Genomic DNA, 20,710 nt, shown 5'->3' with positions numbered 1-20,710 from the left:
TGGGGGCCGGAGGCCGGCCCGGTGTCCGGGAGGCGTGCCCGCTCGGATGCGCTCCGGGGCGATGTGCGGCGGGGTCCCCGACAAGGCACACCATACACACGCGCACCGACCGGCCACCTAATCGCGCTGCCGCCCGGATGCGGAGCGGAGAGGACCTCCCGGCAGCCGTCGTCCCGCTCACCCCGCCGGGGGATCCGGTGGCTGGCCGGCTCGCGCCCGGGCGGTCACCTCCAGGCCGAGGGGCGCGTCCCGACCGGCGACCCGCACGGCCGCCGTCGTGCCGCTGACGTCGCAGGCGACGAGCGTCGCCCTCGCCGCGACGACGACCTCCTCGGCCGCCGTGCAGGGCGGGCCGGTGCCGAAGCCCGCCGCGACGTCCGCGGCGGCGAGCGCGGCCGAGTCCGCCGCGCCCGCCACCGCAGCCCGCTCGACGAGCGCCGTCGACGCGATCACCGTCGCCAGCGCCAGGGACGCGATCGCCCCGACGAGCCCGACCGCGAGCACCGTCCCCGATCCGGAGTCCGGCTCAGCCCGCATCCGGGTCCTCCTGCCACGCGCAGCCGCGTGCCGAGACGCGGAGGCCCGCTGCCGCCGCGGGTCCGAAGCCGTCCGGCTCGGTGAGCTGGACGCACACGGCGTGCCCCGACCGATCCACCGCCATGCTCGCGCCTCCCGCGGCACCCCCGATGCGCGCGGACGCCGTGCCGGGGGCCTCCCCGCGGCCGAGGCTGCGGGCTGCCTCAGCCGCCGCGGACGTCAGCATGACCTGCTGCCCCACCGTCTGCACCGCGCCCAGGCACAGGCCGAGCACGAGGACGACCGCGGGCAGCACGACGGCGAGCTCCGCGGCGGCCGCTCCCGCGTCCGCCGACGGAGGCGCGACCGGGCTGGCGGACGCCGACCCCGACGCGCCTCGCCGTGCGGGACGCACCCCGATCACCGGTCGTAGGTGAGGGCGCGCCGCACGAGGTCGAGCAGCATGCCCCGTACCTCGTCGCTCTGCAGGATCACCACGAGCAGGCCCGCGAACGCGACCGCGGCCATGGTCGCGATGGCGTACTCCGCCGTCGCCGCGCCGCCGTCCCCCGGACCTCGGTGGACGAGCGCTCGGCGGACCGCCCGTGCGGCACGCAGCGGACGGGACGGCGCGACCCGGGAGCGCACGGAACGGACGCAGCTCACGGAGGCGACGCTCCCCCGGATGGGCCCTGCGCCCCCGCACGACCCGGCCGACCGCTCGGGGGCTGTCCGTGCGGCCGCGAGCGGCCAGACCGCGCGCCCCTCCATCGCCACCGCGGCCCCGCCCTGCGCAGCCCCGCCCTGCTCAGCCGCCGTCCCGCGGGTCGACGCCCTCTCCTCTCCTCGCCCGTCCATCGCGTCCGTCCTCTCCTGGATCCTGTCCATGTCCTCGTCCTCTTCCCGTGGCGGGTGCTCCCGCCGTCCTGTCCCCGGCCGACCGTCGGCCAGGAGGTCACCATGCCCGTGCCGCAGGGCCCGGGCACCTTGCGGTCCGCGACCGGTGGAGGCCGTCACCCTCGGCCGAGTGTTGAGGACAGGACGGCCAGCATCATCGGGACGACCCCGACCGCCAGGAACGCCGGCAGGATGCACGCACCGAGCGGCAGCATCAGGCGCGCGGCGAGGCGCGCGGCGGCGCGCTCGGCCCACGTGGCGGCATCGCGTCGTCCCCGTTCGGCCTCGCTGCGCAGGAGCACGGCGACGGGGGCGCCCGTCCGCGCCGCGACTTCGACGATGCGGGCGGCGGCCTCGAGCTCCTCTCCCGCCGGCACCCCCGCGCGCTCGCACGCCCGGCGCACGACGGCGACGGCCCGCGGCACGGACGCGCCTCCCGTCATCGCCGTCGCCACGAGGTCGAGGACGAGCCCCGGCGCCGGATCCCGCGGCATGGCCTGGCGCACCAGCCGCAGGTTCCAGCGCCATCCGACCGCGACGAGGGCGATGCCGACGACGAGGCAGGCGGCGCCGGGGACGGTGGTGGTCAGCACCCGCAGCGGGTCGAAGCCGAGACCCGCCGCGAGGAGCAGCCCCGCCCCGGGCATGAGGAGGACGGTGCGCGCCGTCGCCACCGGACCCGCGAGCGCCGTCCCGGCATCGCGACGGAACCGCGCGACGTCAACCAGGGTCTGCGCGAGACGGTCGAGCGAGCGCGCGAGCGGCGCCCCGGTGCGGTCGGCCACCTCGATCCCGACGGCGAGCGCGCGCCACGATGCCCCGGCGTCCCCGTCCTCCCGACCTCCTGACGCGGTCCCGCCGGCAGCCGCCACGCGGGCGGCGAGGGGAGCCGTCCCGGTGCCCGCGGCGACCCTCCGGATCACCGCGGGCACGGGGTCCTCGGCGCGACGCGCGCGCCCACCCGGCGGAGCGAGCTGCGTCCACGCGCGCTCGGGATCCAGCCCCGCCCCCAGCAGCACGGCCAGGCGACGGACGAGCGACGCGACCTCCTCGGCCTGCTCGACGGGATCCTCGGCCCGGCCACGACGCCGCCTGCTCGTCGGAAGCGCTCCCCCGATCACGCGCGTCCCCCGGCGCCGCCCCGGACCGATGCCCCGCCCGATGCCTCCACCGCGGGGCGATCGCCCCGGACGGCCGGCGGCACCCAGCGCACGGGCAGGACGCGCAGCCGTCCTCCGTCGCCCGTGACCAAGCGCCCGGCCGCCTGGACCCGCCGCCCCTCCGGGGTCCGGGCGAGATGGACCACGAGGCCGATCGCGCTCACGGCCTGCCGCGCGGTCGTGACGGCGTCCAGGCCGGCGAGCGCGCCGAGCGCCTCGAGCCGGGCCGGCACGTCGGCGACGCCGTTGGCGTGGAGGGTCCCCGCCCCGCCGTCGTGCCCCGTGTTCAGCGCTCCCAGCAGCTCGCGGATCTCGCTGCCCCGGCACTCCCCGACGACCAGTCGGTCGGGTCGCATCCGCAGCGCCTCGCGCACGAGCCGCGGCAGCGACAGCTCGCCGGCCCCCTCGATGTTCGGCTGCCGCGCCTCGAGCGACACCACATGCGGGTGCCGCACGCGGAGCTCCGACACGTCCTCGACGAGCACGATGCGCTCCCGGGGATCCGCGCGGGCGAGCAGCGCGCCGAGCAGCGTGGTCTTGCCGCTGCCGCCCGCACCCGTGATGAGCAGGTTCGTGCGCCGGCGCACGGCCTCCTCGAGCAGCGCCCGGCAGCCGGGCGGGAACGCGCCCGCGGCGTCGAGCGCGTCCAGGGTCGGCCGCGCCCTCGACGGAAGGCGGATGGACAGCAGCGTGCCGCGGGTCGAGACCGGCGGCAGCACCGCGTGCACGCGCATCCCGTCTCCCAGCCGCACGTCGACGCACGGCGCGGCCTCGTCGAGGTGGCGTCCGCCCTCCGCCGCGAGGCGCACGGCGAGCGCACGCACCTCCGCCTCCCCGCCGAGGTCGACGTCGGGCCTCCGCTCGGCGCCCGAGCCGCGGTCGACCCACACCTCGCCGTCGCCGTTGACGAACACGTCGGTCGCCCGCGGATCCCGGACCAGCGCCGCGAGGGCCCCGAGGGCCGCGGGCGCGAACCGCGGAGGCACGACCGGGACAGCGCACGCCCGGGCGCCATCCGCGACCGGCGCAGCCATGGCGTGCCGGACCTCGACCGCACCGGGCCGTCCGGCCGCACGCGCACGGGGGACGAACGCCACGGGGCCGGGCGCACGCGAGGGCGCGCCCTCCGCCGGTCCCGCTCGGCCGGTGGGCGGATGCCGCGACGCCTCGCCGGAGCGGACGCCGCGACCGACGACGGATGCCTGCCACTCGATCATGCGCGGAGGCTAGGGACCCGGTCGGCCCGCCCGACGCGCGGACGAGAACCCGGGGAGGCAGCTGAGCGGGATCCACCTGGGGAGGAGGACAGCGGGCGGGCGGACCAGGAGAGCGCTCGGGCAGGGGAGCTCCCGGAGGAGAGAGGGGCGGCGCCCATCGGGGGAACGGGCGCCGCCACGTGACGATGGATCGGGGGAATCCAGGACTCGCCACACGTCGGGCTCGGCCCGACGGGATGAGCATACGCCGCATGCCTGCCGCGCCGGGAGGGTTGTGCGTGTTCTGGCCGTTCCCCCATCGGACTCCCGGCCGCGAGCGCCGCACGGCCGGCGCGGCGCCGTCCCTCGCGCCGCGCGGACCACCCGCTAACGTGGGTCGCGGAGAGGATGACGATGTCCCAGAACCCCGAATCGACCGACCCCGGAACCCCGAGGACCGCCCCGCGCGATCAGGACGAGGAGGGGTCGACGACCACCTCCCCCTCGCCCGAGGCCCCTGCGCCCGGACCCGTCCATCCGCCGTCGGAGGCGTTCCGCGCCACCCGCGTCGCCGACGAGTCCCTGGCCGCCGACGCCGCCGCCGACCGCCTCGGCTTCTGGGCCGACCGGGCGCGCGAGCTCGTGACCTGGGAGACGCCGTTCACGACGGTGCTGGACTGGTCGGACGCGCCCGTCGCCCGCTGGTTCCCGGACGGGCGCCTCAACGTCGCCTACAACTGCCTCGACCGCCACGTGCTCGCCGGCCACGGCGACCGCGTCGCCCTGCACTGGGAGGGCGAGCCGGGCGACACCCGCGACCTCACCTACGCCGAGCTCACGGCGGAGGTGAAGCGGGCCGCGAACGCCCTGCAGGACCTCGGCGTCGTCGCGGGAGACCGCGTCGCGATCTACCTGCCGATGATCCCCGAGGCCGTCGTCGCGATGCTCGCCGTCGCGCGCATCGGCGCCGTCCACTCCGTCGTGTTCGGCGGCTTCAGCGCGGAGAGCCTCCGGGCCCGCATCGACGACGCCGCGGCCCGGGTCGTGATCACCGCGGACGGCGGCTGGCGGAAGGGCAAGGTCTTCCCGCTCAAGCCCGCGGTGGACGCGGCGCTGGTCGGCTCGGCCGGATCCGTCGAGCACGTCCTCGTGGTGCGGCGCGGCGAGAACGAGGTGGCATGGGACGAGACCCGCGACCTCTGGTGGCACGAACGCGTCGCCGCAGCCGACGCGGAGCACGAGGCGGAGGCGTTCGAGGCCGAGCACCCCCTCTTCATCCTGTACACGAGCGGCACGACCGGGAAGCCGAAGGGCATCCTGCACACCTCGGGCGGGTACCTCACCCACGTCGCCTACACGCACCGGAACGTCTTCGACCTGCACCCCGAGACCGACGTCTACTGGTGCACGGCCGACGTCGGCTGGATCACCGGCCACAGCTACGTCGTCTACGGACCGCTCGCGAACGGCGCCACGCAGGTCGTCTACGAGGGAACCCCCGACGCGCCCGCCCCGGGCCGCTGGTGGGACATCGTCGAGAAGCACGGCGTGACGATCCTGTACGCGGCACCCACCGCGATCCGCTCCTTCATGAAGACGGGGCGCGAGATCCCGGACGCCCGCGACCTCTCCTCCATCCGCCTGCTCGGCTCCGTCGGCGAACCCATCAACCCGGAGGCGTGGCGCTGGTACCGCGACGTGATCGGGGGCGGCGACGTCCCCGTCGTCGACACGTGGTGGCAGACGGAGACCGGCGGCATCATGATCTCCGCGCTCCCCGGCGTCACCGCCACGAAGCCGGGATCCGCCCAGACGCCCGTGCCCGGCGTCTCCGTCGCGGTCGTCGACGACGCCGGCGAGCCCGTGGCGCGCGGCGAGAGCGGGCTCCTGGTCGTGACGGAGCCGTGGCCGGGCATGCTCCGCGGGATCTGGGGCGACCCGGAGCGCTACCGCGAGACCTACTGGGACCGCTTCGGCGACCGCTACTTCGCGGGCGACGGCGCCCGCCTCGACGAGGACGGCGACATCTGGCTGCTCGGCCGGGTGGACGACGTGATGAACGTCTCCGGCCACCGCCTCTCGACGGCGGAGATCGAGTCGTCGCTCGTCGCGCACCCGTACGTGGCCGAGGCCGCCGTCGTGGGCGCGTCCGACGAGGCGACGGGCCAGGCCGTCGTGGCGTTCGTGATCCTGCGCACCGCGGAGGCCAGCGCCCTCGGCGGTGAGGACCCGGACGAGGTGCTCCGGAAGCACGTCGCGGAGCAGATCGGCGCCATCGCGAAGCCGCGGCGCGTCTTCGTGGTGCAGGAGCTGCCGAAGACGCGCTCCGGCAAGATCATGCGCCGGCTGCTGCGCGACGTCGCGGAGGGCCGGGCGGTCGGCGACACGACCACGCTCGCGGACACGCAGGTGATGCAGGTCATCTCCGACCGCATGAGCGCGGGCTGATCCACGCCGGACAGGGAAGGGGAGGAGGGCCGGGTGCGTGCACCCGGCCCTCCTCCCCTGTCGTGCGGCAGGCGCGCTAGTCGACGAGCGCGACCACGAGCTCGACCTCGACGGGCGATCCGAGCGGCAGCTCCGCGACGCCCACGGCGGAGCGCGCGTGGATCCCGGCATCGCCGAGGATCTCGCCCAGCACCTCGCTGGCCCCGTTGATCACACCGGGCTGGCCGGTGAACCCCTCGGCCGACGCGACGAAGCCCGTGACCTTGAGGACGCGGGCGATGCGGTCGATGCCGCCGGCCGCGTCGGCCGCCGCCGCCAGGCCGTTGAGCGCGCACGTGCGCGCGTGCGCCTTGGCGTCCTCGGCCGAGACCTCGGCGCCGACCTTGCCGGTCGCGGCGAGCGCGCCGTCGACGAAGGGCAGCTGGCCGCTCGTGTAGACGAGGCCGCCGTGCACGACGGCGGGGACGTAGGCGGCGACGGGCGCCGCGACCGCGGGCAGCTCGATGCCGAGCTCGGTCAGTCGCGCGGAGATCGCGCCCATCAGGCGCCGTGCTCGCCGGCGAGCGGGCGCTTCATGTACGCGACGAGCCCGCCCTCGGGGCCGGTGACGACCTGCACGAGCTCCCAGCCCTGCGCCCCCCACGTGTTCAGGATGGCGGCGGTGTTGTGGATCATCAGCGGCGTGGTGAGGTACTCCCACTGCCCGGGCGTTGCGGTCATCTCGGCTCCTTGCCGGTCGGGTCTGGATGCATGACGGGACGGGCGCGGGGCGGCCGGCGCACAGGTCTCACGGGTTCCCATACACCCTTCCCGTACTCTGGAGTCTATGTCTGCTTCCAAGAACACGCCCGGCCGCGTCGCCGCCGCGCTCACGGGCGTCCTCGGCATGAGCGCCGTGGCGGGCGTGCTGGTCGCCGCGATGGTCACCCCGGCCATCGCCGTCACGAGCCTCGCCGCCAACAACACGATCGGCCTCTTCGAGGACCTGCCGGACTACCTGCAGATCGACAACCTCGCCCAGAAGACCGAGCTGTACGCGACGCAGGGCGGGCAGCCGGTCAAGTTCGCGGAGTTCTACGCCCAGAACCGCCAGGAGGTGAGCTGGGACGAGGTCTCCGACAACGCGAAGGCCGCGGCCGTCGACACGGAGGACCCCCGCTTCTACGAGCACGGCGGCGTCGACGTCCAGTCCACGTTCCGGGCGCTCGCGCAGAACGTCATCGGCGGCGGCGTCGAGTCGGGCGCGAGCACGATCACCATGCAGTACGTGAAGAACGTGCTCGTGCAGAAGGCGGAGACGCTCGCGGAGACGGATCCCGACGCGGGCAAGAAGGCCTACAAGGAGGCGACCCAGGAGTCGACCGCCCGCAAGCTCAAGGAGATGCGGCTCGCGATCGGCCTGGAGAAGAAGTTCTCGAAGAACGACATCCTGCTCGGCTACCTCAACATCGCGAACTACGGCGGCAGCGTCTACGGGATCCAGTCCGCCGCGAGGTACTACTACGACGTGGACGCCAAGGACCTCAGCATCGCGCAGGCCGCGAGCCTCGTGGCCACCGTCAACTACCCCACGGCGCTCCGCATCGACAAGGCCGAGAACGTCAAGGCGAACCAGGAGCGCCGCGACGTCCTGATCGACAACATGCTCAAGCACCACAGCATCACGCAGCAGCAGCACGACGAGGCGATCGCGACCCCCGTCACCCCGGCCATCACGCCGTCCATCAGTGGCTGCAACGCGGCGCAGCCCGCCAGCGCCGCCTACTTCTGCGACGCGGTCAAGTACACGGTCGAGAACTCGAAGGAGTTCGGCGCGAACCCCGACGAGGCGCGCCGCAACCTCAACCGCAACGGCTACAAGATCTACACGACCCTCAACCTCGACCTGCAGGCCAAGGCCACGGAGGACATGCGCAAGCAGATCCCCACGACGATGAACAGCATCAACGTGGGATCCGCCATGACGAGCGTCGAGGCCAAGACCGGTCGCGTGATCGCCATGGTGCAGAACACCGACTACGGCAACGGCGACCAGCGCGGCACCACCAGCGTCAACTACAACACCGATCAGAACATGGGCAGCTCCGGCGGATTCCAGGTCGGATCGACGTACAAGCTCGTCACCCTCCTCGAGTGGCTGAAGGAGGGGCACTCCGTGAACGAGGTCGTCCAGTCCTCGAAGGGGACCTGGAGCGGACGCGACTTCCAGGACTCCTGCACAGGCGGCAACCTCGGCTCCGACGTCCTCAAGGTCACCAACGACGGCGCGGCCCCGGGCTCGAACCGCACGGTCATGTCGGGCACGGCGAACTCCACCAACACGGCGTTCATGGCCATGGCCAGCGAGCTCGACATGTGCGGCATCGGCCAGACCGCGAAGGACATCGGCATCCACCAGGCGGTCCCGGGCAAGCCCCTGTCCAACTACGTCTCCGACATCATCGGCTCGGGCGGCAACAACATCGCGCCGCTCACCATGGCCCAGGCCTACGCGACCGTCGCGAACAACGGCACCACGTGCGACTCGATCCTGATCGACAAGGTGGTCCTCCCCGACAACACCGAGATCACCCCGCCGTCCGCGAACTGCCGTGAGGCCGTGAGCCCCGACGTCGCGCACACCGCCGCCTACGCGCTCGCGGGCGTCATGGGTGCCACCGGCGCCGCAGCCAACACGGGTGACGGCACTCCGCTCATCGGCAAGACGGGTACGACGGACCTGGCGAAGGACACCTGGTTCGTCGGCTCCAGCACCGAGGTCACCACGGCCATCTGGGTCGGCAGCGCCTCGGGTCAGCAGATCCAGCAGCGCAAGACGAAGCTCCCGAGCGGGCAGCTCATGTCCACCGCCCGGTTCGCCGTGTGGAAGCCGTTCATGCAGTCCGTCAACGCGGTCTACAAGGGGTCGGCGTTCCCCGGCCCGGCAGCGGACCTCACCCGCACGCCGACGGTCCAGGTGCCGGACGTCTCCGGCATGTCGCCCGCCGACGCCCAGTCGGCCATCGAGGGCGCGGGCCTGGGCTTCGCCCAGGGTGGCGCGCGTCCGTCCTCGAACGTCCCCGCCGGCCAGGTCGTCGGATCCGACCCCGGCGCCGGCGCCAACGCCGCGCGCGGGTCCACCGTCACGGTGTTCACCAGCAGCGGTCCCGACCAGAGCCAGCAGCAGGGCGCTCCGGGCACCGTGCCGGACGTGCGCGGGCAGGACATGACGAGCGCCCGCCAGACCCTCCGCGCGGCCGGCTTCGACGTGACCATGGCGCAGGAGCAGGTGCAGGACAACTCGCAGATCGGCAAGGCGACCCGCACGGATCCCGCGGCCGGGCAGCCGAGCAACGGCGCCGTGACGCTCTTCATCGGACGCAGCTGATGGGCGTGATCGGCACCGTCGCCCGCACCGCGGGCGGCGTCGTCGCGGCCGGGGCCGCCGTCTTCGCCTACGCCTCCTTCTACGAGCGGCGCCGCTTCACGCTCCGCGAGGTGACGGTGCCGGTGCTCCCGGTCGGCGCCGACCCCATCCGCGTGCTGCACCTCTCCGACATGCACATGGCGCCGTGGCAGCACAAGAAGCAGCGGTGGGTGCGCGAGCTCGCGGACCTCGAGCCCGACCTCGTCGTCGACACGGGCGACAACACGGGCCACGAGCAGGGCATCGTCGCCGTAGAGGAGACGCTCGAGGCATTCCGCGGGATCCCCGGCGTCTTCGTGCACGGCTCGAACGACTACTACGGGCCGATGATGAAGAACCCGTTCAAGTACTTCACCGCGAACACGCACGCCACGCAGCGCCCCGCGGACCTCGACCTCCCGCGCCTCGAGCGGCTCTACGCCTCGCTCGGCTGGGTCGACCTCAACAACGCGGCCGGCGCGATCGAGGTCAACGGCACGCTGCTCGAGTTCTTCGGCGTCGACGACCCGCACCGCGACTTCGACCACCTCGAGGCGCTCCCCGGCGCCCTCGACGCGCTCCGCGAGGACGGGGACGCGTACCAGGGCGCCTCGGACGCGCCGGTCGTGTCGGTCGGCGTCGCGCACGCCCCGTACCGCCGGGTCCTCGACTCGTTCGTCACCAACGGCGCCCGCATGATCTTCGCCGGGCACACGCACGGCGGCCAGGTCTGCGTGCCCGGCTACGGCGCGCTCGTCACCAACTGCGACATCCCGCGCCGCCAGGTGAAGGGCCTCAGCGTGTGGCCGCACGCCGACCGGGCGTCGTTCCTGCACGTGAGCGCCGGCCTCGGCACCTCGATCTACGCGCCCGTGCGCTTCGCCTGCTACCCCGAGGCGACGCTGCTCACGCTCACGGCGGTCTGACCCGCCGACGCGTACTCGGGAGCCCGGAACATCGGGTATCGTAGATCCCGGCCCTCGGGCCATCGGGGTGTGGCGCAGTTTGGTAGCGCGCTTCGTTCGGGACGAAGAGGTCGCAGGTTCAAATCCTGTTACCCCGACACACCGCCTCCTCCGGGAGGCACAGCACGACAGGCAGCACGACGAAGGGCCGCTCCTCCGGGAGCGGCCCTTCGTCGTCCCGCTCCCCCGGCCCCGGCCGGTCCCATGAACTCCGCCTCGACTAGCGCGAGCCGGGCTTCAGCCGCAGCGCCGGCCGCTCGATCGCGTAGTACGTCGCCGCGGAGAGCGCCAGCGTCACCGCCCCGACGAAGAGGGCGTTGAGGGCGAAGCCCGCGAGCGTGTCGGGGAGCACGAGGCCCGCACGGCGGAGGAAGCGGATGACCGGCAGGTGCCACAGGTAGACGCTGAACGAGATCGTGCCGAGCCAGGCGATCCAGCGCAGCTCGAGGAACCGCGTGACCAGGCCGAGGGATCCCCCGCGCCGCGGCAGCGCCACGAGGAGCAGCAGCGTCGCGCAGGAGGCGGCCACGATGCTCTCCTCGAACGCGCCCACAGGCGCCTCGGAGGCCACGACGATGAGCGCGGCGGCGACGATCCCCGCGGGCACGCGCCAGGCCGTTACGCGGTCGCGCAGTCCCTCGTCCGCGGACAGGGTGAGCAGGACCACGGCCGCGGCCATGCCGTAGGCGAAGAGGTCCGCGTGCACGAGGATGCTGCGGTTCGCGACCGCCTCCCACGTGACGCCCCACTCGCTCGCGAGGCGGCCTCGGTGACCGAGCGGTGCCTGCGCGATCATCGACCAGACCTTGCCGGCCACGCCGACCAGCAGGAGGGCCGCCGCGGGGGCGAGGGCCCGGATCCACGTGGCCCTCCCCCGCAGCACACGCGCTGCGAGGAGCGCCACGACCGGCAGCACCACGTAGAAGGACACCTCGACCGCCAGGGTCCAGGCGACCTCGATGCCGCTCCGGAGCGTGCGCGGGACGTACCCCTGGAGCAGCAGCGCGTTGAGCACGGTGTCGACCGGCCCGAGCGTGCCCACCGAGATCCCGGCCTCGCGGGTCTCGCGCGGCAGGACCGCCACGCGCAGCACGAGGCTCACGAGCAGGAGCACCACGATGTACCCCGGGAAGACGCGGAGGGCGCGGTTGGCGGCGTAGCGGCCGAGGCGCGGCATCGCCCCGCCGTCGACGAGGCCGCGCGCGAACGGCAGGAACAGCAGGAAGCCGCTCAGCACGAAGAAGAGCGTGACGCCGTGGCTGAAGAAGGCGACCTCGCCGATGAGGGGGACGTCGGTCGTGGGACGGGCCAGCTGGCGCTGCACGTGGTACAGCAGCACGGCGACGGCCGCGACCCCGCGGAGCCCCTCGATGCCGGGCAGGAGCGTGCGCACGCGGGCGGGTGCGGACGTCGGGGTCCCGGTCATGAGGGCCTTCCCGGGTCGGTGGAGCGGCGGTCGTCCAGTCTACGAGGTGCCCGATCCGAGGCACCCGGGACGAGGCGGCGCACAGCACGACGGCCGCCGCCCGGAGGCGACGGCCGTCGGCGCGCGCTCCCCATCGAGCGCGGGCTCACCCCTCCGCGGGAGGAGCAGGCTGAGCGGGCGCCGGCTGAGCGGGCGCCGGCTCGGCGGGCGCCTCGGGTGCCGTGGGCGCCGCCGACCGGGTGGGCTGGGGCTTCGGCGCCACGTAGGGCCGCTTCGTGAGGGAGCTGCTCGGCGAGGGGAAGTCCTCCGCCGGGTAGCGGTCGTCGATGAACGTCTGCAGCGGCTTGAAGATCCGGTGACGCGCGCTGTCCGCGGCCGACCCGTTGAGGACGTTGCGGCGCATGGATGCGAAGCCCTCGACGTTGCCCACCCAGACGGCCGTCGTGACCTCGGTGGAGGATCCGACGAACCAGGTGTCCTTCGAGCGGTCGGTCGTCCCCGTCTTGCCCATGATCTCAGTCCCGTCGCGGGGGTTCGACGCGGCTCCCGTGCCGCCCATGACGGCCTTGAGCGTGAAGGCGGCCGTGTTGGCGACCTCGGGGCTCATCGCCTGCGCGCACTGGCTCTTGGGCGTCACGAGCTCGGACTCGTCCGGGAGGACGACCTTGTCGATCGCGATGGGCGGGCACATGTTGCCCTGGTTCGCGACGGAGGAGAAGGCGGTCGCCATCTGGAGCGGGGCGACGGTGTTGCCGCCCGAGCCGACGACGTCGGACGGGAAGCTCGACAGCTCCCGCTTGTCCGCGTTGTACGCGCCCATGTCGGTCGCCGTCTTGCTGATGTCGCACAGGTCCAGCTGACTCGCCATCGCGACGAAGGCCGAGTTCACGGACGCGACCGTCGCGGCGAGCACGTTCTGGTTCGACGTGGCTCCGGTGTTCGTGTCGTTCGTGACCTTGTAGTCCGGGGAGCCGGCGAGGTTGTCCCCGCACCGCGTGAACTCGCTGGCCGACCACGTGGTCTTCGAGGCGTTCACCGTCTGGTAGATCGACTTGCCGCTGTTCAGCCAGTCGACCAGGGTGAAGATCTTGTACGTCGACCCGACCTGGAAGCCGGCGGAGCCGCCGTGCGCCTTGTCGGCCGAGTAGTTGATCTCCGTGACCCCGGGCTGGTCCTGCGCCACGCCGTAGTCGGTGTTCTGCGCCATCGCGATGATGCGGCCGGTCTTCACCTCACGGGAGACCACGGATCCGCCGATCTTCGTGAAGCGCGCGGTCGTCGGCACCTGCTTGCGCATCTGGTCGGCCGCGTTCGCCTGGATGTCGAGGTCGAGCGTCGTGTAGACCTGCATGCCGCCGCGCTTGAGCACCGCGTCGCGCTCGGCCGGCGTCGATCCGAACTCCGGGTTCGTGAGGATCTCGTTCTTCACGTAGTCACAGAAGTACGCGGCCGAGATCGGGTTGGCCTGGATGCAGCCGCTCGTGGAGGGCGTGATCGTCGGCGTGATCGGCGCGGCGGCAGCGGTGTCGTACTGCTCCTGCGTGATCTTCTGCTCCTTGAGCATGTTCCTCAGCAGGAGGTCGCGACGCGCCTTGTTGCGCTCGAGGTTGTCCTCGTTGTCGATCTTGTAGATCTCCGGCGCGTTGACGGTCGCGATGAGGCTCGCGGCCTGCTCGAGCGTGAGGTCGGCGGCGGAGACGTTGAAGTAGTAGCGGGCAGCCGACTCGATGCCGTACACGCGGCTGCCGAAGTTCGCGATGTTGAGGTAGGCGAGGAGGATCTCGTTCTTCGAGTACTTCTTCTCCACCCCGATCGCCATCCGCATCTCCTTGAGCTTGCGGGGCATGTCGGGCTGGGTGGCCTCGGTGAAGGCCTTGCGGCCCTCGGCCTGCGTGGCCTTGTCGGAGGAGTCGACCATGTTCTGGGCCTTCTGGACCAGGACGTTGCGGACGTACTGCATCGTGATGGTGGAGGCACCGGACTGCACCTCGTCGTTGAGGACGTTCTGCGCCAGCGCACGGGCCGCCGACAGCACGTCGACGCCGCCGTGCTCGTAGTAGCGGGGGTCCTCGGTCGCGATGGCGGCGTCCTTCGCGTACTGCGACACGGCGTCCCACGGGACCTCCTCGCGGTCCTGCGAGAAGAACTCGGCGAAGGGCACCTGGTTGTCGCCCTGCTTGGCGTAGAGGACCGTCTTCTGCGCGAGGTTGTCGATCTGCAGGTTGTCCGGGATGTCCTCGAACACGCCGATGGTGCTGTTGGCCGCGATGCCCGAGACGGCGATGGCAGGGGTCACCATGGCGGCGACGAGGACGCCGGCGATCGTGCTCATGCCGACGAGTCCGAGGAACGCGCCCAACCGGGTCGAGATGGTCAGGTCAGTTTTCCTCATGATACGAATCTAACCCGCGCTCGGGGGCACCACATCCGCCTCAGGGAGGGTCTCAGCTCCCCGTGGCCGAAATGTGATGAGTGCACTCGCGATCAGGCGGCGCTGGCCTCCGCGGAGGCCAGCTCGCGCACGGTCCGGAGGGTCGCGATGCGGTGCTCGAGCGTGGTGGAGGACGGCGCGACGATGAGCTCGTCCGCGCCCGTGCTCGTCAGCAGGCGCTCCAGGCCGACGCGCACGGCGTGGGGTGAGCCGATGGCCTGGCGCCGGTCGCGCGCGCCGATGATCTCGCGCTCGAGGTCGCTGAACTCGTAGGCGGCGGCCTCGACGGGATCCACGGGCTGGGGCTTCCCGCCCTGGCGCATGCGGAGCCACGTGATGCGGCCGGCGCGCGCCTCCCGCTCGACGACCTCGGGGTCCTCGTCGGCGATGACGCTCACCGCGATGGCGCTGTGCGGCTCCGCGAGGTCGTCGCTCGGCTGGAAGCGCTCGCGGTACATCGCGAGCGCCTGCTCGGTGCGGTCGCCCGCGAAGTGGTGCGCGAAGGCGAAGCGGATCCCTAGGGCGGCCGCGACCTGCGCGGAGTAGCCGCTGGATCCGAGGAGCCACATCTGCGGCACGTCGCCGAGCCCGGGCACCGCCGTGATCCCCCGCAGCGGGTTGTCGTCGGCCATGCCGCCGGTGAAGAAGCCGACGAGGTCGACCAGCTGCTGCGGGAAGTCGTCAACGCCGAGGCCGGCCTCGCTGCGGCGGAGCGCCATCGCGGTCGCGCCGTCCGTGCCGGGAGCACGGCCGATGCCGAGGTCGATCCGGTCGCCGTAGAGGGCGCGGAGCGTGCCGAACTGCTCGGCCACGACGAGCGGCGTGTGGTTCGGCAGCATGACGCCGCCGCTGCCGACGCGGATCGTGGAGGTGCGGGCGGCGATGCCCGCGAGGAGGACGGCCGGGGCGGAGCTCGCGATCCCCGGCATCCCGTGGTGCTCGGCGACCCAGAAGCGCGAGTAGCCCGCGGTCTCCGCCGCCTGGGCGAGGCGGATGCTGCCGGCGACGGCGTCCGCGTTGGTGCCGCCGAACGGGCGCGGGGCGAGGTCGAGGACGTCCAGGGGCACGCGGGCGAGGTGGGTCACCCCGGGGAGAACGGGCCGGATCCGCGGCGCATTCCCGCGCCCGGGCGGCGTTGCTAGGCTGCGGCCCTCATGGACCCCGCCGCCCCCGCTCCCCCGCTCCGCGGCGACGCCCAGGCCGGATCGACGGCGGGCGCGCCGGGGCGGTCGGCCTGGGGCGCGCGGCAGGACCGCGCGCGCAAGCGGGTCCACCGCCGACAGGCCGCGATGCTCCTCCTGGCGTACGTGGCCCTCATCGCGCTCGTGACGCTCACGCCCGACAGCGTCGACCGCGGCGTCTACCCGTACCTGATGCGGGGCGTCGTCTTCGTGCAGCACCACGGGATCCCCGGGTTCCGCTACTCGATGATCGAGGAGGCGGCGAACGTCGCCCTCTTCGTGCCCCTCGGCATGCTCGGCGTCCTGGCGTTCGGCCGGCGCAGGTGGTGGCTCGTCGCGGTCGCGGGGACGACCCTGTCGGCGTCGGTGGAGCTGGCGCAGGGCGCCTTCCTGCCGGGACGCGTCGCGTCCCTCGGGGACGTGGCGACCAACGGCCTCGGCGCCCTCCTCGGAGCGGTGCTGGCGACGCTCCTGGCCCGCGGGACGCGACGACGCGGGCGGATCCGGTCGTGATCGGATCCGCCCGCGTCGGGGGTCATGCGGTGCCGGGCGTCAGGAGGCGCGGCGACGGCGGGCCGTCGCGATGCCGGCCGCGGCGGCGCCGGCGAGGAGCAGGCCGCCGCCGGTGATCGCCAGGCCGGTCGGCAGCGTGCCGCCCGTCACGGGGAGCGAGCCGCCCTCGGAGGCCGTGCGCGCGCTGGCCGGCACGACGGAGACGAGGCCGCACCAGTGGTCGCCCGACGCGGCGGTCTCGTTGGCACGCCACGTGCCGGTGGGGGACGCGGGCACGACGAGCGTCCCGGAGACGGAGCCGTCGGCGGCCGCGGTGACGGACCCGGCGGGGTCGCCCGCGGCGGCAGGGGCGCCGGCGGTCGCGGAGAGGCGCAGGGCGACGGTCTCGCCCGGCTCGAACGCGCCGGCGCGGCCGGTGATCGTGACGGACTCGCCGGGAGCGACGGCCGCCGGGGTGACGGTCATGCCGGCGCAGGCGAGGCCGGCGTCCTTGGGGACGTAGTTCTCCGCCTGGGCGGCGAGAGGGGCGGAAACGGTGAGCGCGAGCGCGACGAACGCGCCCGCCAGGGTCTTGGCGAGCATCTCGGGTGTGCCTTCACTGATACGCCCGAGACGGACGTGCGGGGGCACGACGGGTATCGCCTCGGGGCGGTGGTGTCCGCGACGCGCGATTTCGGGTCGGCGCCATCAGGCGGACAGCGGGTCGGGTAAACCCACGTTCGAGATGCTAGCCGCGTCGGGAGCCCAGGTGCGGCCTCACCCCCGGATGGACCCCGGACTGGGGCCACCGCCGGCCGGGGACAGCGGAAGGCCCCGAGGCGGATGCCTCGGGGCCTTCCGTCGCACCGCTCCGGAGGGAGTCAGGCGACGCGGGTCGTGATGCGGATCAGACCGTGGTGCGCTGGCGACGGACGGTCGCGAGCACGGCCACGAGCGCGGCGCCGAGCAGCAGCAGGCCGCCGCCGGTCCAGATCAGCACGACGGGCAGCTGGCCACCCGTGACGGGCAGGCCCGCCGAGGCGTCCGCGGCGGAGCCGGAGCCGCCGTTCGCGGTGCCGTTGCCGGCGGCCGCGACGACCGAGATGGTCGTGGAGACGGTGTTGCCGAGCGTGTCGGTGCCGGTGAGGGCGTAGGAGCCCGTGGCCGAGCCGGCCGGGAGCGTCACGGTGACGCGGAGGCCGCCCGCGGCGGTCGAGTTCTTGGTGATGGAGTTGGACGTCACGGCCATGGGGGCCGTGCGGTAGGAGGCCAGCGTGGCGTTGGCCGCGTCCTCACCCGTGATGGTGATGGTGACGGGCACGGAGGGAGCGAAGGAGCCGTCCGCGAAGGACAGGACGGTGCTCTGGCCGGGCGCGACGGTCGGGTCGCTGACGGAGACGCCGCCCTCGGGCGTGTACGGGTCCGCGTTGGCGGCGGTGGCGACGGTGAACGTCGCGGCGAGGGCGATGGCCGCCCCGGCGATGATCTTCTTGAGCATGTGGTTCCCCCTGGGTCAGTCGTACGTGGTGCACAGGGGTCACCGCGGACTCGGGTCCGCCGTCGATCATTCCCCCACGGGAGAGACTAGCGGGTGCTGTCGCAGGACAGCGAGCGGAATTGTGTTGCGATCCTGTTAATGACCGGTGTCGTGACGATCGAGAGGGGCGTGTCGGTCCTTTTGTCCCCCAGCGTGTCCACCGAGATGCGGACCTCCTGGCCGGGCGTGAGCGTCACCTCGACCTGCGCCACGGCGCGACCGCCGACGATCTCGGGCTGGAACTGGGTCGGCTCGCCGTCGATGTCGACCCGCAGCGGCACCGTGCCGGGAGGCCCGTAGACCGCGACGCGCGTCTTGATGTCGCCGGGTCGCACGCCGTACACCCCACCGCCCGTCACCACGAACGGCAGCGACGCGGCGTCGGCGGGAGCGGTCGATCGGAGCGTGACCTCCGTGCGGTAGTCGGGACGCCCGTCGTCGCGGCACATGGCCATGCCCTGCGTGGTCGCCAGCTGCAGGAAGTAGTCCATCTTCGCGCCGGTCGAGTCGTTCAGGAACACGCCGAAGACCGTGGACTCGGAGTTGTCCGCGGGCAGCGAGCCCTCGAACGTCGTGCCCGCCAGGGTCGCCTGCTCGTCGGCACGGGAGTTCCAGATGAGGATGCGCCGCTCCTCCGCCGCTCGACCGAGCGCGGAGACGAGGGCGGCCGGATCCACGTCGCCGGAGGAGACCTTCGCGAAGACGGAGTCGGCGACGCTCGCGAACACGGCGTCCTGCACGTCCGGGTCGGGGTAGCGGAGGTAGACGTCGTGCAGGAGCAGGTCGACGGCGTCGTCGGAGCGGAGCACGTCGCCGGTGGCGAGCGTGATGGGTCCCGTGGCCTCGAGCAGGTAGGAGAGCGCGACGGGATCGATGCTGATCACGCCGTCCACCCGGTCGCCGTGCTTCAGCCGCCACATCTCGGCCGCGAGCGGCGCGGCCTGCGGGAACTCCGGCGTCAGCGTGACGTCCTGCATGTAGCGGCCCGTGATCGTGCCGTAGAGGCCCGCGGTCTGGGGATCGAGCGGCAGGGCCGGCTTCGCGAGCCGCGGGAACGCGCGCGCCGAGTCCTGGCCGCTGAGCGAGAACGCGCCGTCTCCCGTGCGGACCAGCGCCAGGGCTCCGGGGATGCCGCCCGTCGAGCGCACCTCGGCGTTGTTCTGGAACATGAGCAGGTAGGAGCGGTCGCCGTCCGCGCCGAGCATGGCGGGAGCGAGGTCGGTGACGTGGCGCACGACCGCAAGGGTCTCCGCCGCCTTGCCGACCGTCTCGCGGAGGCGCGTGACCGCGTCGGCCACGGGGCGGATCGTGCTGCCGGTGTCGATGGCCGTCACGTCGGTGAGCGCCGCGTCGAGCGCGTCGTCGGCCTGGCGGACGGGCTCCTGCGCGGCGACGATCGGGTCGAGGTCGAGGCGCCCGGCCTTCGGGGTGAGGGAGCCGATGTCGAGCGACCCCGCGATGCCGACGACCGGCTGCAGGGCGTCGCCGCCGATGCGGTCGACGATGCCGGAGATCTCGCGGAACGCACGGAGGTTCGGGCCGACGAACGGCACGTGCTCGGTGACGGCCCAGACGGGGTCGCCCGTCAGCGACGCCGCGCGCCCGGAGTGCTCGCGGAGCTGGGCGACGCTCGCGGCGGCACCGGCCGAGTCGCCCGCTAGGAGGTCGCGCTGGACCGAGGACGCGAGCGGGACGGCCTGCTCGAGCTCACCGCGGGCGAGGAGCGCGCGGGCGGCGATCCACACGATCCAGAGGAGGAGGAGCACGGCGACCCCGACCCCCGCGACCCGGAGGACGCGGCGCCGCGTCCAGGGCCGACGCCGCGAGCGGCGCCGGGACGAGCGCCCGGGATGCGCTGCGGACGTCACCAGGTGGCCCCGCCGTCGGTGGAGATGCTCACGGCGTCGCCGGTGAGGAGCCAGACGTCGCGGCCCGCGGCGGAGATCGCGACGGATCCGCTCGTGGGGACGGCCTTCGCGCAGCCGAGGACGCTGACGGCGCCCGAGGCCGGGACGATGCGGCCGACGCTCGTGCCCGCGCAGGAGCCGGAGGTGCCCGCGGTGAGGATCCCGTCCGCGCCGAGCGCGAGGGCCAGGGTGCCGGGAGCCTCGACGCGGCGGAAGTCGCCGCTGCCGGAGCGGACGTGGAGGGCGCCCGAGCCGCAGAGGACCGCGGCCGCCTGGCCGCTGTCGACCACCTGGACCGCGTCGTCGCACGGCGCGTCCTGCTGGCCCTGGACGAGCCGGACCGTGCGGGGCTCGGCCGGGTCGACGTACGCCGTGCCCGCCGTCTGCGCGGGCGCGTCGCGCCAGAACTCGCCGCCGGTGAAGCTCTGCAGGGTGGTGCGGGAGCATGCGGCGGTCACGTCCGCGACGATGCTGCCGACGTCCGGGCTCTCGACCTGGAGGGCCAGGATCCGACGGGCGTCGAAGGTGCCCGTGGAGCGGGTGTCCCAGGTGCGGCCCGAGTCGATCGTCGTCTGGATGCGGGCGGGCTCGCCCGTGCAGGAGCCGGCGGTGGTGCGCCACGCGACCTCCGCGTTGCCGGCGGCCAGGAAGACGGTCGGCGCCTGGACGGCGGTGCTCGCGGCGGCGCTCGGCGTGGGCGACGCGGTCGGCGTCGGCGTGGGTGTCGGCGCGGGTGCCTCCGCGGCGGGAGCGGTGCTGGCGGACGGCGCCGGGGCCGCCGTCCCCGACGAGCTCGACCCGCCGCCGGTGCGGGTGACGGCGGCGGAGACGAGGATCAGGTCGACGACGAGGAACGCGACGACCGCGGTCACGCCGACGCCGGGCACGATGCGGCTGAGGGACGGGCGGCGGCGCTTCGGCTTGCCCGTGACGGCCATCGGCTTCCGGCCGCCGGGCGCGCTGCTAGCCACGCGCGGCCCCCGCGGATCGAGGGGCTCGGTCGTCGGAGGGGCGTCCTCCGGAGCGGCGCGATCGCGCCTCGGCGTGAGCCGACATGGTGTCTCCCGGTGTGGCGGGCATCGTGCGGCGCGCGGACCGCGTCCCCTCGCGGGCAGCCGGTTCCGGTCCGCCCGCCGACGACGGGCCGGGACCCGCTCCTCCGGGGGAGC

The 20,710-nt window shown here is 73.7% G+C and carries 18 protein-coding genes and 1 tRNA gene; 5 read left to right on the top strand and 14 right to left on the bottom strand.

Annotated features, from left to right (window positions below; genetic code table 11):
* Window positions 1–177 precede the first annotated feature (177 nt).
* From AES38_RS04180 to AES38_RS04160, 5 genes are all read right to left on the bottom strand, one after another.
* On the bottom strand, window positions 178–537 hold the full coding sequence (locus AES38_RS04180; protein ID WP_053773914.1) for an Rv3654c family TadE-like protein: 360 nt from the start codon (window positions 535–537) through the stop codon (window positions 178–180).
* Entirely contained in the window at window positions 527–931 is a 405-nt protein-coding gene (locus tag AES38_RS04175) for a TadE family type IV pilus minor pilin (RefSeq protein WP_053775661.1), read from the bottom strand. Before AES38_RS04175 ends, AES38_RS04180 begins: the two co-directional genes overlap by 11 nt.
* Window positions 932–936: 5 nt before the next feature.
* Window positions 937–1,134 carry a DUF4244 domain-containing protein gene (locus tag AES38_RS04170; protein WP_053775660.1) on the bottom strand — a complete coding sequence of 66 codons (198 nt, stop codon included), beginning with the start codon at window positions 1,132–1,134 and terminating at the stop codon, window positions 937–939.
* A gap of 395 nt (window positions 1,135–1,529) precedes the next feature.
* Window positions 1,530–2,534: a type II secretion system F family protein gene (locus tag AES38_RS04165; protein WP_053773913.1), complete on the bottom strand. Its 1,005-nt coding sequence runs from the start codon at window positions 2,532–2,534 to the stop codon at window positions 1,530–1,532.
* A complete protein-coding gene (locus AES38_RS04160; protein WP_053773912.1) occupies window positions 2,531–3,790 on the bottom strand; it encodes a TadA family conjugal transfer-associated ATPase in 1,260 nt (419 codons plus the stop codon). Before AES38_RS04160 ends, AES38_RS04165 begins: the two co-directional genes overlap by 4 nt.
* 387 nt (window positions 3,791–4,177) lie before the next feature.
* On the opposite strand from AES38_RS04160, the gene acs reads away from it, so the two are divergent.
* Window positions 4,178–6,217: an acetate--CoA ligase gene (gene acs / locus AES38_RS04155; protein ID WP_053773911.1), complete on the top strand. Its 2,040-nt coding sequence runs from the start codon at window positions 4,178–4,180 to the stop codon at window positions 6,215–6,217.
* Window positions 6,218–6,293: 76 nt separating this feature from the next.
* Here acs and AES38_RS04150 read toward each other — a convergent pair whose 3' ends face one another.
* Both AES38_RS04150 and sp36 read right to left on the bottom strand, forming a co-directional pair.
* On the bottom strand, window positions 6,294–6,758 hold the full coding sequence (locus AES38_RS04150) for a RidA family protein (protein ID WP_053773910.1): 465 nt from the start codon (window positions 6,756–6,758) through the stop codon (window positions 6,294–6,296).
* The gene (sp36, locus tag AES38_RS04145) at window positions 6,758–6,937 is read right to left on the bottom strand and encodes a Sp36 family protein (RefSeq protein ID WP_043670295.1); all 180 of its coding nucleotides are present in this window, start codon (window positions 6,935–6,937) and stop codon (window positions 6,758–6,760) included. The genes AES38_RS04150 and sp36 overlap by 1 nt, the downstream gene beginning before the upstream one ends.
* Window positions 6,938–7,043: 106 nt before the next feature.
* On the opposite strand from sp36, the gene AES38_RS04140 reads away from it, so the two are divergent.
* The 3 genes from AES38_RS04140 (at window position 7,044) to AES38_RS04130 (ending at window position 10,665) form a co-directional block, all read left to right on the top strand.
* A complete protein-coding gene (locus AES38_RS04140) occupies window positions 7,044–9,584 on the top strand; it encodes a transglycosylase domain-containing protein (RefSeq protein ID WP_053773909.1) in 2,541 nt (846 codons plus the stop codon).
* The gene (locus AES38_RS04135; protein WP_053773908.1) at window positions 9,584–10,528 is read left to right on the top strand and encodes a metallophosphoesterase; all 945 of its coding nucleotides are present in this window, start codon (window positions 9,584–9,586) and stop codon (window positions 10,526–10,528) included. The genes AES38_RS04140 and AES38_RS04135 overlap by 1 nt, the downstream gene beginning before the upstream one ends.
* Window positions 10,529–10,591: 63 nt before the next feature.
* A tRNA-Pro gene (locus AES38_RS04130) sits at window positions 10,592–10,665 on the top strand.
* Window positions 10,666–10,787: 122 nt separating this feature from the next.
* Here the strand turns inward: AES38_RS04130 and AES38_RS04125 are convergent.
* From AES38_RS04125 to AES38_RS04115, 3 genes are all read right to left on the bottom strand, one after another.
* Window positions 10,788–11,993: an acyltransferase family protein gene (locus AES38_RS04125; protein WP_053773907.1), complete on the bottom strand. Its 1,206-nt coding sequence runs from the start codon at window positions 11,991–11,993 to the stop codon at window positions 10,788–10,790.
* A 145-nt stretch (window positions 11,994–12,138) separates the two neighbouring features.
* A complete protein-coding gene (locus tag AES38_RS04120) occupies window positions 12,139–14,385 on the bottom strand; it encodes a transglycosylase domain-containing protein (protein WP_053773906.1) in 2,247 nt (748 codons plus the stop codon).
* Between the two features lie 92 nt (window positions 14,386–14,477).
* Window positions 14,478–15,491, bottom strand: coding sequence for an LLM class flavin-dependent oxidoreductase (locus AES38_RS04115; protein WP_244629229.1), 1,014 nt, complete (start codon window positions 15,489–15,491; stop codon window positions 14,478–14,480).
* Between the two features lie 87 nt (window positions 15,492–15,578).
* Here AES38_RS04115 and AES38_RS04110 point away from each other — a divergent pair, with 87 nt between their 5' ends.
* A complete protein-coding gene (locus AES38_RS04110) occupies window positions 15,579–16,118 on the top strand; it encodes a VanZ family protein (RefSeq protein ID WP_053773904.1) in 540 nt (179 codons plus the stop codon).
* Between the two features lie 39 nt (window positions 16,119–16,157).
* Here AES38_RS04110 and AES38_RS04105 read toward each other — a convergent pair whose 3' ends face one another.
* The 4 genes from AES38_RS04105 to AES38_RS04090 all read right to left on the bottom strand — a co-directional run bounded on the left by AES38_RS04105 (window position 16,158) and on the right by AES38_RS04090 (window position 20,512).
* A complete protein-coding gene (locus AES38_RS04105) occupies window positions 16,158–16,700 on the bottom strand; it encodes a sortase (RefSeq protein WP_244629228.1) in 543 nt (180 codons plus the stop codon).
* 304 nt (window positions 16,701–17,004) lie between these two features.
* Window positions 17,005–17,595 carry a hypothetical protein gene (locus AES38_RS04100; protein ID WP_053773902.1) on the bottom strand — a complete coding sequence of 197 codons (591 nt, stop codon included), beginning with the start codon at window positions 17,593–17,595 and terminating at the stop codon, window positions 17,005–17,007.
* Window positions 17,596–17,681: 86 nt separating this feature from the next.
* The gene (locus AES38_RS04095) at window positions 17,682–19,400 is read right to left on the bottom strand and encodes a DUF4012 domain-containing protein (RefSeq protein ID WP_244629227.1); all 1,719 of its coding nucleotides are present in this window, start codon (window positions 19,398–19,400) and stop codon (window positions 17,682–17,684) included.
* Between the two features lie 98 nt (window positions 19,401–19,498).
* A complete protein-coding gene (locus AES38_RS04090) occupies window positions 19,499–20,512 on the bottom strand; it encodes a hypothetical protein (RefSeq protein ID WP_157883508.1) in 1,014 nt (337 codons plus the stop codon).
* Window positions 20,513–20,710 lie beyond the last annotated feature (198 nt).

The sequence above is a fragment of the Clavibacter capsici genome, from assembly GCF_001280205.1.
Classification (GTDB): Bacteria; Actinomycetota; Actinomycetes; order Actinomycetales; family Microbacteriaceae; genus Clavibacter; species Clavibacter capsici.
The sequence above is the reverse complement of the archived record's forward strand: the minus strand, read 5'-3'. Positions and strand labels throughout refer to the sequence as shown.